Annotated in this window: 7 protein-coding genes; all 7 read right to left on the reverse strand. The window is 67.8% G+C overall.

What is annotated here, in order from left to right; all coding sequences use genetic code 11:
• Positions 1-1,512: methyl-accepting chemotaxis protein (locus VGC77_RS00555; protein ID WP_331169630.1), on the reverse strand; the 1,512-nt coding region annotated here is incomplete at its 3' end.
• Positions 1,513-1,828: 316 nt separating this feature from the next.
• Positions 1,829-3,526: a methyl-accepting chemotaxis protein gene (locus VGC77_RS00560; protein ID WP_331169631.1), complete on the reverse strand. Its 1,698-nt coding sequence runs from the start codon at positions 3,524-3,526 to the stop codon at positions 1,829-1,831.
• A gap of 159 nt (positions 3,527-3,685) precedes the next feature.
• Positions 3,686-4,780: a molybdopterin-dependent oxidoreductase gene (locus VGC77_RS00565; RefSeq protein ID WP_331169632.1), complete on the reverse strand. Its 1,095-nt coding sequence runs from the start codon at positions 4,778-4,780 to the stop codon at positions 3,686-3,688.
• A 7-nt stretch (positions 4,781-4,787) separates the two neighbouring features.
• The gene (locus VGC77_RS00570; RefSeq protein ID WP_331169633.1) at positions 4,788-5,462 is read right to left on the reverse strand and encodes a TorD/DmsD family molecular chaperone; all 675 of its coding nucleotides are present in this window, start codon (positions 5,460-5,462) and stop codon (positions 4,788-4,790) included.
• Positions 5,459-6,616, reverse strand: coding sequence for a NapC/NirT family cytochrome c (locus VGC77_RS00575; RefSeq protein ID WP_331169634.1), 1,158 nt, complete (start codon positions 6,614-6,616; stop codon positions 5,459-5,461). The genes VGC77_RS00570 and VGC77_RS00575 overlap by 4 nt, the downstream gene beginning before the upstream one ends.
• Before the next feature lie 300 nt (positions 6,617-6,916).
• Positions 6,917-9,607, reverse strand: a complete 2,691-nt coding sequence (locus VGC77_RS00580) for a PAS domain S-box protein (protein WP_331169635.1) — start codon at positions 9,605-9,607, stop codon at positions 6,917-6,919.
• Between the two features lie 168 nt (positions 9,608-9,775).
• On the reverse strand, positions 9,776-10,729 hold the full coding sequence (locus VGC77_RS00585; RefSeq protein ID WP_331169636.1) for a dihydrodipicolinate synthase family protein: 954 nt from the start codon (positions 10,727-10,729) through the stop codon (positions 9,776-9,778).
• Positions 10,730-11,014: the final 285 nt, after the last annotated feature.

Raw genomic sequence — 11,014 nt, forward strand, 5'->3', positions numbered from 1 at the left:
GGCGATCTCCGCCATCCGGCCGATGGTGTCGCCGATCGCCCGGATCGCTCCGACCGACAATTCGGTGGCGGCCTGAATGCCGATGATCTGCTGGCTGATCTCGCCGGTGGCCTTGGCGGTCTGGCCGGCCAATGCCTTGACCTCCGACGCCACCACCGCAAAGCCGCGGCCGGCATCGCCGGCGCGCGCCGCTTCGATGGTGGCGTTGAGCGCCAGCAGATTGGTCTGGCCGGCGATGGTGTTGATCAGTTCGACGACGTCGCCGATCCGGCTAGCGGCCTTGGCCAGTTCGCCGACCCGGTGGTTGGTGTTCTGCGCCTGCTGCACCGCCTCGCCGGCGATCCGCGCCGACATCTGCACCTGACGGCTGATCTCGGTGATCGACGAACTCATTTCCTCGGTCGCCGAGGCCACCGACTGCACGTTGGTGGTGGCTTCCTCGGAGGCCGAGGCGACCATGGTGGCGAGCTGCTGGGCGTGTTCGGCGGTCGCGGTCAGCGTGCCGGCGGAGCTCTCCAATTCCGCGGAGGCCGACGACACGGTCTCGACGATTTCGCCGACCGCGCCTTCGAACTCGTTGGCGAGCTTGATCATGTCCTGCTTGCGCTGGGCGGCGGCCGACTGATCCTGCCGCGCCTTTTCGGCGGCCTCGGCCTGGGCCTTCTGTTCGGCCTTGATCTTGAATTCCTCCACCGCGCTGGCGACGTCGCCGATCTCGTCCTTGCGGCCGAGGCCCGGCAACACCACGCCGAAATTGCCGTTGGCCAGTTCGGTCATCGCCCGGCTCAGCGCCTGCATCGGCCGCGCGATCGTGGTCGAGGTGAAGATCGAGGTGGCGATCATCAGCAGCGCGTTGGCGAGGCCGATCGCCAGCGCCCAACGCTCGACCGAAACCGCTTCCGCGGCGGCGGCGGCGGTGGCCTGCCCGCTAAGCTCCTTGCCGGAGGCGATCAGGCCATTGGTCAGGGCTTCCATTTCCGCGCCGGTTGGCGTCAGCTTGTCCTTGCGGAGCCGCGCCACCTGATCGTTGAGCGCGCCGATCTTCTTGCCGGCGTCCGGGCCGGCAGCGATGGCGCCGGCTTCAAGGCCATTGATCTCGCTGCGCAGCGCGGCGACGTGCTGCGCGTCGGTGGCGAACTCGCCGATCAGGGCGTTCAGCCGGACGACGCGCTGCTTGTTGTCCTGCAGGTGGATGGAGTCCTCCACCTCGGCGAGGAAGCGGCCGGCTTCCCTGTGCCGCAGCGTAAAGGTGTCGGTCGCGGCCCGGATCGCCTCCGGCGTCGCCGCCAGCATGACATCGCTGAGCGCGACCTCCATGCCGTGCACCGACGCCTTGGTTTCCGCGGCGGCGCGGGCAAAGGACAGCACGCGAACGCTGTTGTCCTGGGCCTGACGCACCATCGCGCTGCCCGTGACCTGACCGTAGATCATGCAGCCGATCAGCAGAATGCCGAGCGCAGACGCGATCCACAGCTTGGTGCCGATCCTGACGTTTTGGATAATCCGTAACATGACTTCCTCACAAAGCACGGTGACGCCCGGTCGGCATGGCCGGGCCCAACAGCGCGGCGCGCATCCCGGGGGGAGGCAATCTGCCGCAGACCTTGCGTGGAGGTAGGACCGCAAATCTCACATCTTCGTAAATGTACGAATTAAGACGGAAATATATTTAGTAGAACTACGTGGCCCGGCCGGTATGGCGGTGGAGGATTTTCTTACAGATCGCTGCAGAAGAGAATGTTTCCCTTCTGCCGAGCGTGAAACGCCCGCCCGCGGGCGGCGGGGCGTGGCCGGCGCCGCGGTCGCCGCGGCCCCGGGGAGCCGGCGATCAGGCGGCGCGGACGGTTTGCAGGAAGCGACTGACCTCGTCCTGCAGCCGGTTGCTGTCGCGCGACAAAGACTGCGCCGCCGACAGCACTTCCGACGACGCCGAGCCGGTTTCGCTGGCGCCGCGCTGCACGTCGCTGATATTCGCCGAGACCTCCCGGGTGCCGCAGGCGGCCTGCTGCACGTTGCGGGAGATTTCCTGGGTGGCCGCACCCTGCTGCTCGACCGCCGAGGCGATGGTCGAGGCGATCTCCGACATCTTGCCGATGGTGTCGCTGATCTCCTTGATCGCGGCGACGGACTCCTCGGTCGCGGCTTGGATCCCGGTGACCTGCTGGCCGATCTCGCCGGTGGCCTTGGCGGTCTGTTCGGCCAGCGCTTTCACTTCCGAGGCGACCACGGCGAAGCCGCGGCCGGCTTCGCCCGCGCGCGCCGCTTCAATGGTCGCGTTCAGCGCCAGCAGGTTGGTCTGTCCGGCGATGGTGTTGATCAGTTCGACGACGTCGCCGATCCTTGCGGCCGCCTTCGACAATTCGCCGACCCGGTCGTTGGTCTTGCGCGCCTGATCCACCGCCTCGTGGGCGATGCGGGCGGAGTCCTGCACCTGGCGGCTGATTTCATGCACCGACGACGACATCTCCTCGGTCGAGGAGGCCACCGATGAGACATTGCTCGAAGCCTCTTCGGACGCCGCGGCGACCTTGGTGGCCAATTGCTGCGAGCGCACCGCGGTTGCGGTCAGCGTCGAGGCCGAGGCCTCCAGTTCGGTCGAGGCCGAGGACACGGTATGGATGATCTCGCCGACCGCGCCTTCGAAATCGTCGGCCAGCTTGTTGGTATCGGCCTTGCGCCGCGCTGCGGCGTGGGCCTCCAGCTCGTGCTGCTCGGACTCCAGCCGCTGGCGGTCCACCGCATTGGTCTTGAACACCTGGACGGCTTCCGCCATCTCGCCGACCTCGTCGCTGCGGCCGATCCCCGGCACCGCGACGTCGAGCTGGCCGCCGGCCAGCGCCTTCATCGCGTCGGAGATCAGATGCAACGGCTTGGTGATCCGCCGGGCCATCAGCACCGAGGCCAATAGCGTGATCAGCACCACCACGGCGGCGGCGATCAGCGAGCGCTCGGTCGCCGCCCAGGTCTGCGCGTCGAGGTCATCGATATAGACGCCGGTGCCGATCACCCAGCCCCAGGGCGCGAAGCCGGTGACGTAAGTCAGCTTGGGAGCCGGCTTGTCGGCGCCGGGCTTGGCCCAATGATAGGCCACAAAGCCGCTGCCGCTGCGGCGCACTGTGTCGCTCATCTCGACGAACAGCTGCTTGCCGTCGGTGTCCCTGGTCTCGGCGACGCTCTGGCCGTTGAGCTTGGGCGAGATCGGATGCATCACCATGACGTTGTCGAGATCGGTGACGAAGAAGTAATCGTTGTTGCCATAGCGCAGCAACGACAGCCGCGCCTGCGCGCGCTTCTGCGCCTCGGCCTCGGCGAGGCCGCCCGCCGCGCCCAGCGCCTGCTCTTCCTTGACGATGCCGAGTGCCAATTCCGCCAGATGCTGCAGTTCGATCTGTTTCTGCTGCCGGACGCCGGAGGACAGTTCGTGGGAATCCAGCCAGGTAATTCCGAGCAGGCCGACGCAACCAAGACCGATCACCGCGTAGATTTTGCGACCGATTGTCAACCTGAACCGATCTGCAAACGACATTGGGGAGTCTCCGTCTGGGGCCGCGGACCATGGCGGGCCGGCTTAGCGACCCACGTCTCACGCAGTGAGGGTGAACCGCAAGCTTTGGCGCCGAGAAGTTTGCACAAGATTAAGTTCCAACCTGGTAAAACTATTAGGTTGCCCGCACCGCCTGCCGCGTCAGCCGGCACCGCGCGGTGTCACCCCCGCGTCGGGCGTCGCGGCGAAGCTGCCGGCGTCGCCGGACCAGCCGAGCTGGATCACGCCCGCGCCGTTCCAAAAGCTGTCGAAATCCGGCACCGGGCCGCCGGTCGCGGCGGCCGGCAGCAGCGCCTCGTAGCAGGCGCGGATGCCGTCGAGCTCGCTATTGCCGTCGCCGAAGTCGCGGCCCTTGCCGAGCCGTTCGGCGAGCGCCGCGACGATGGCGTAGTCGGACCGGCTGTCGAACACCGGCTCGATCACCTTCTTCATCGCCAGCACCGCGCCGCCGACACGCTCGATGTCGTTGCGCTCGCAGGCGGTGGTCGCCGGCAGCACGATGTCGGCGCGGCGGGCGGCCGGCGTCCAGTGCACGTCCTGCACGATCAGGGTCTCCAGCGACCTCCAGGCCTGCCGCATCGGGCTGCGGTCGCGGCGCCGGACCAACGGGGTCCCGCCCGCCCAATAGGCCAGCTTGATCCGGTCGGCGGTGCCGCGGTCGACCTCGAACGGCCGATCGGCCTCGCCGGACGCCGCGGCGACGCCGCCGGTCAGGCTGATCAGGCGGCGCAGCAGCCGCGGGCCGTCATGCAGCCGTCCCGGCCTAGCTACGCCGGCGCCGCCGGCGAAGGTCGCGGCGGGCCCATGGCTATCGGCCACCCGCCGGATTTCCCGGGCGACCAGATCGAGCGCCCGGTCCCAGCTGACACGGACGAAATCGCCGTTGCCGCGGCTGTCGCGTTCGGCTGCGGCGCCGTGGTCGAGAAACGCACGACGCACCATCGGATATTTGATGCGGGCCGGCGAATACACCGCGTCGAGCACGCCGCTCGATGGACCCTGCGACGACGGATCGCTGCCGCAGGGTGCGAGCGACAGCAGGCGGTCGCCTTCGAGCTCGGCGCGGAAGCCGCCGCCCGGCCAGCCGCGCAATACTTCGCCGTCGTCCGCGGCCGCGGCGGCGCGTGCGCCCGCAACCAGCAGCGCCGGACCGAACGGGCCGAGTGCGACCAGCGCCACGCCGCCATTGAGCAGGCGGCACAGCGCGCCGCCGAGATCGTCGTCGCTCCGCGTCATGCCACCCTCAGACCGGAATGAAATAATGCACGCCGGCCTGCATCAGCCGGGCGTCGTGATCGATGATCGCCGTCAACACCATCGCGGCGCCGGCCCAGAAGCCGAGCCGGTCGCGGGCGATGCAGGTGTCGCAGAAATCCGGCACCCAGCGCGCCAGGCGAAGCTGCATATCGCGCGCCGCCGGATGATCGGCGGCGATCAGCCGGGCCATCAAGGTCAGTTCGATCGACAGGTGATCGGCGGGTTCCGCCAGCCCGCCGGCGATCGAGACGTCGTGCACCACCAGCAGCGCCTCCATTTCCGCGGTCGGCACCTGGAACAGCCGGCCGTCGCCGCGGAACGCCGACTCGTAGGGCGCGATGCAGTCCGCACCGCCGATGCCGGAAAACAGCCGGCCAAAGCCGATGCCGAGCCGCGCCGTCAACGCGGCGTCGCCGAGCGCGGGATCGAGCGCCGCCTGCATCCGGGCGATGCCGGCGGAGAACGCCGGGTCGAGCGCGAGCTGATCGAGCCAGGCCGCCAGTTCGCAGCTTCGATACGACACCACGGTATCGTCGCCGGGCGGCGCCGCGAACACGCTGGCCAGCCAGTCGAGGCACAGCACGCGATTGCGCCGGCTGTCCTCGAACTGCCGTGCCAATTGATCCTGCCGGCCGGCGTCGAGGCGCAAGATTCCATTCATCGCAGGCCTCCGGTGTCCTTGGCGTTGATCTGCAGATATTTCTGCAGCAGCCGATATTGTTCGTCATCGAGTCCGACGAACCGCTTCATCGCGTTGAGATTGCCGATCCATTGATTGGCGAGGTAGTTGCCGGGCGGCGGCAAGGCGTGGCACAGCGCGCAATTGGCTTCGTACATTTCCGCGCCGTAGGCCGCAAGCGCCGCCGGATCGGCGACCAGGTTGGCGTTTGCGATCCAGCCGTTCAACCGGCCCTCGCTCCATAGCTGGTCGGTGTCGGGATCGCTGACGCTGCCGACGCGCGTCACCTTGTCGACCGCTTCGGCGCCGAGCGCCGCCGCCGGAATCCGCTTGCCCTGCAGCGCATAGAACGTCCGCTCCGAACCTTCCTGCTGCCAGCCGGCGATCTCGACCTGCAACCAGTCGCCGTCGCGCGCGATCACCCTGACCGGCGTCGCGGCCGTCAGCGTGCCGGCGGCGGCGGCGTCCTCGGCGCTCGGCCTGTCGAGATAGAACGCCGTGGTGGTCAGCGTGGTCAACGTGTCGCCGGGCTTCGGCTGCAACGATTTCGCGGCCTTGAGCAGCCCGTCATACAGCGCGCGGTAGCCGCGCGAGATGTCCGGCAGCTTGTGCGCGATGCCCTTGTGGCAGTCGATGCAGGTGGCGCCGCGCTGCATCGCCTTCGGCATGGTCTGGGCCGCGGCCGGTCGCTGCTTGTGGAAGTCCATCGCCTCGAAGGAATGGCAGTTGCGGCATTCGCGGCTGTCGGTGGCCTGCATCGTGCTCCACACCTGCCGCGCCAGGGTCAGCCGTTCGGCCTCGAATTTCTCCGGACTGTCGATGCTGCCGATCAACTTGTGATAGAGCTCGGCGCTGGCCTCTATCTTGCGCACGAATTTCGGCAGCCACTGCTTCGGCACGTGACAATCCGGGCAGGTTGCCCGCACCCCGGAGGCGTTGGCGTAATGCACCGAGGTCTTGTATTCCTTGTAAACCGTGTCGCGCATCTCATGGCAGGAGACGCAGAACTCCGGGCTATTGGTTGCGTCCATCACGGTGTTGAAGCCGCCCCAGGCGGCCACCCCCGCGATCATGCCGAGCACGCCGACCGCGGCCAACGTCCAGTTGCGGCGGCCCCTGGTGAATTTCTGAAGCACGACGTCTTTCTGCTGCAGGGACCGGCGCCACCGCCGCAGCGCTGACGCGGCCCGCCACGATGTCTGATGCTGCTGGGGGTGAAGTTCGGATCGGCTTCGCGCCGGCGGCGAGCTTTGATCGCAACGATCATCGCGATCAATCTATTTTCGTCGCGATCTATTTCGTCGCACATCTCCGCCGTCGCTATCGATACGCAGCAGCATAGAATGCAGCACCACAGCGGCCCTTTGACACAGGTCAAGCCAGCCACCGCCGGCCGTCACATCGACGTCACCGCGGCTGCGGCGAATCGACCGCGCTCAGCTTGGCAGGCGCGCCTCGCCGTCCTGCGGCGCGACCCGCGGCAGCACGATGCGCACGCGGGTGCCGGCGCCGGGCTCGGAGTTCAGGCTGATGCGGCCGCCGAGCCGGTTGGTGACGATGCTGTAGACGATATGCAGGCCGAGCCCGGTGCCGCCCTGATCGCGCCGCGTGGTGAAGAACGGATCGAAGGCGCGGCGCCGCACCTCGTGGCTCATGCCGCAGCCGTCGTCGGCGAACAGGATCTCGACGTGGTCGGTGCCGGATTCCTGCACCTTGATTTCGACCTTGCCGCCGTCGCCCTCGGGAAAGGCGTGCGAGATCGAGTTGAAGAACAGGTTGGTCAGCACCTGGCCGTAGGGCCCGGGAAAGCTGTTCATGGTGAGGTTCGGCTTGCAGTCCACCGACAGAGCGAGGTTCTGCTTTCGCAGGCCGGGCTTCAGGCTCATCACCACCTGCTCGGTGAGATCGGCCAGATCGAACACCCGCTTGTCGGAATAGTTGCGGTCGGCGGCGACCTGCTTGAACGACTGCACCAGTTCGGCGGCGCGGTTGAGATTGGCGACCAGCTGGGTCGCCGCATCCCGGCTGGTTTCGAGAAATTCGGCGAGGCTGGAGCGGCGCAGATTGCCGCGCGCCACCTCGGCCGCGAACTGCGCGGTCTTGCGCTCCAGCGCAGAGGCCACCGTCAGGCTGATGCCGACCGGGTTGTTGACCTCGTGGGCGACGCCGGCGACCAGCCGGCCCAAGGCGGCGAGCTTTTCGGCTTCGATCAGCGAATTCTGGGTTTCCTTGAGGTTCTTCAGCGCGGCTTCGGCAGCGTCCTTGGCCTGGCGCATTTCCAGCTCGCCGCGCTTGCGCTCGCCGATGTCGAGCGCCACGGTGACGATGCGCTCGACCTCGCCGCGGGCGTCATGCAGCGGCAGCTTGTTGACCAGCCACTGCCGCATCACCCCGAACGAATCGGCATATTCCTCTTCGTAGAAGCCGAGCCCCTCGCCGGTCGCCAGCACCCGCCGGTCGTTCTCGTCGGTCTTTTGCGCGCCGTAGCGCGACATCAGATCGCTAGTGGTGCGGCCGATCGCGTCCTTCGGCTCGATGCCGAAGATCCCCGCCATATAGCGGTTCATCAGCACGTAGCGCAGCCGGGTGTCCTTGACGTTGATCACCGCCGGCACGGTGTCGATCACCTGCTGCAGCAGGCGCCGGCCTTCGGCGACGGCGTGTTCGGCGCGCTTCTGATCGGTGATGTCGCGCACCGCGCCCTCGTAGCGCAGCGCGCGGCCGTCGGCGTCGCGCACCGTGCTGGCGCTGTCCGACAGCCACAGGATGTCGCCGTCGCGGCGTCGCGCCTGATATTCGAATTCGCGCACGAAGCCGTCGCGGTCCATGATCTGCCGATAGTGGCCGCGGGTCGCCGGGTTGACGTAGATGGTGTCGGCGATGTCGCCGATCCGAGCGATCAATTCGGCCGGGCTGTCATAGCCCATCATCCGCGCCAGCGCCGGGTTGGCGTTGAGCAGCGCGCCCTCCGGGGTGGTGACGTAGATGCCGTCGATCGAGCCCTCGAACAGTTTGCGGTAGCTTTCCTCGGCGAGCCGCTGCTCGGCCAGCGCGTGCAGCGCGGCCTCGCGCGCGGCATCGGCATCGACCAGGGTGCGGCGGAACACCTCGGCGGCACGCGCGATGTCGCCGATCTCGTTGCTGACGTCGATCGCGGGAATCGCGGTGTATTTCTCGCCGCCGGCAAGCGCGCGGATCGCCGCGGCGATCGCCGCCAGCGGCCCCACCGTGCGCCGCACCACATAGGCCGCGGCGAGGATGCCGAGCAGCACCCCGGCGGTGCCGAACACGATGCTCTGCCACTTGTCCTCGGCCAGCGTGCGGGCGAAATCGTTCGACAACACCTTGCCGCGGCGCGCGGTGAGATCGCGCAACAGGTCGGTGACCCGGCCGATCTGCCGGCCTTCGGCGCCGAGCACTTCTTTGTCGAGTTCGACGATGTCGCGCTCCACCCGCGCCAGCGACACGATGGCGTCGGAATAATCCAGCGTGGCGCTACGCAGCTCCGGCGAAGCTTCGGTGAGGCTGCGCAGCTTCAGCGCCGCCTGCTCGGCGCCGCCCGGATCGTTGGACAACAGCGATGCCGCGATCCGGCTGCGCTCGCGATACAGATTGGCAGCCACCGCGCGATCCGGCAGCGCGTCGACCGCCGCCTCGAACTGCATGCGCAACGGCGGCACCGAGGCGATCAGTTCGGCGCGGCGCGGGATCAGCGCGGTGATGCGCTCGATGCCCTCGCGATATTTGCCAAGTCGCGCCGATACCCCGTCGATCATCTCCTGCTGATCGGGCGCGAGCTCCAGCCGGGTCTTCTTCAACAGCGCGTTGAGCGCCGAGGTGGCTTCCCAGACCCGGCCGGGCTGGCCGCCGGGATCGGTGACGAAATCGCGCGCCGCGAGCCGCACTTCGCTCATCTTGCGCTCGATCTCCTCGGCGAGATCGTCGACGCTTTGTAGCCTTTGCAACTCGCCGAAGGTGGCGTCGATGTGCCGCAACGCCACCACGCTGGCGATCGAGGTCGCCACGATGATCGCCAGCAGCAGCAGGAAGCTGCCAAAGGTCAGCTGACGGATCGACAGCGAAACCGTATTGGCGCGCTTCAGATACGCTGCGATGACCGATGCCATGGTGCGCTCGACGTGCTCCCTGCCGGCAATATAGGCCGAGTTGCCGGCCGGTGGGAACCGGCTCGACGCCGCCCTCGTCGGGGAACGCGACGCTGCCGCAGCGCGACATCGCACGCGACGGCGCGGCCGGCACCGCAGCGCCGCGGTGGCGGCAGCCGCGCCGCGCCGCTATTCCGCGGCGGCGGCCGGCGGCCGCAGATCGGCGCGCGGGTCGACCCGCGCCACCCGCGACAGCAGATAGTCCACCTCGGCCTTGGCGGTGGCGCTGATCGCCGAGCCCGGCTTGCGCTGCGCCGCCGAGGCGATCACGCCGCGCTTTTGCAGAATGTATTTGCGCACCGCGAGGCCGGCACCGGGCTGCTGCTCGTAGCGGATCAGCGGCAGATGCGCGTCGAACAGATCGTGCGCGGCGTCGCGCCGGCCGGCCTTCGACAGCTTCACCACGTCGATCAGCAATTCCGGAAAGCCGTAGCCGGTCATCGCGCCGTCGGCGCCGCGCTCCATCTCGAAATCCAGAAACAGCGCGCCATTGCCGGTCAGGATCGACAGCGGCCGCAGCGAGCCGTCGGCCTGGAAGCCGCGCAGCGTCGCGATCTTCTCCAGCCCCGGCCAGTCCTCGTGCTTCAGCATCACGCAGGAGATGCTGTCCATGACGATTCTGCGGATCACCGCCGGCGTCATCTGCACGCCGAGCGTCAAGGGATAGTCCTGCAGCACCCAGGGAATGTCGTCGCCGATCGCCTCCGCCGCCTGGCGGAAATAGCCGGTGATCTGATCGTCGGTGCGAAGCGACGGCGGCGGCGCGATCATCACGCCGGCAGCACCGGCATCCATCGCGGCGCGCGCCAGGGAGCGCATCGCGGCGAAGCCCGGCGCCGAGACGCCGACGATCACCTGCAACTTATCCGCGCGCTTGACGAAGCGGCGCGCGATCGCCTCGGCCTCGGCGGCCTCCAGCTTCGGCGCCTCGCCGAGAATGCCGAGCACGGTGACGCCGTCGCAACCGACCTCGGTGTAGAAATCGCTGAGCCGGTCGATCGAGGCGTCGTCGATCCGGCCATCGTCGAAGAACGGGGTCGGCGCAATTGCAAATGTGCCGGCGGCTGCGGGGGTGAGCGTCATGGGATCTCCTGAACCTGCGGGCAAGTGTAACCCGGCCATCGGCCGTTCATAGCGCGAAACCGCGATGTTGTCCCGGGCAAGGGCAAGGCAATTGCATATGACGACGTTCGCTTCGCATCGCATGGCAACTATCGAGTAGAGCCCCTCCACGGGTCGTCCCTGCGCACGCACTAAGGCATGCACACATCTTGGGTGCGACGGATTGACTCGGGTGTTGCTGGGGGGATTCCAGAATCGGGAATTCGTGTGATCTGTCTTGCGACACTTCGATTTTGACGGGGGTGT

Origin of the sequence: Rhodopseudomonas sp., assembly GCF_036404135.1 — a bacterium.
Lineage (GTDB): Bacteria > Pseudomonadota > Alphaproteobacteria > Rhizobiales > Xanthobacteraceae > Rhodopseudomonas_A.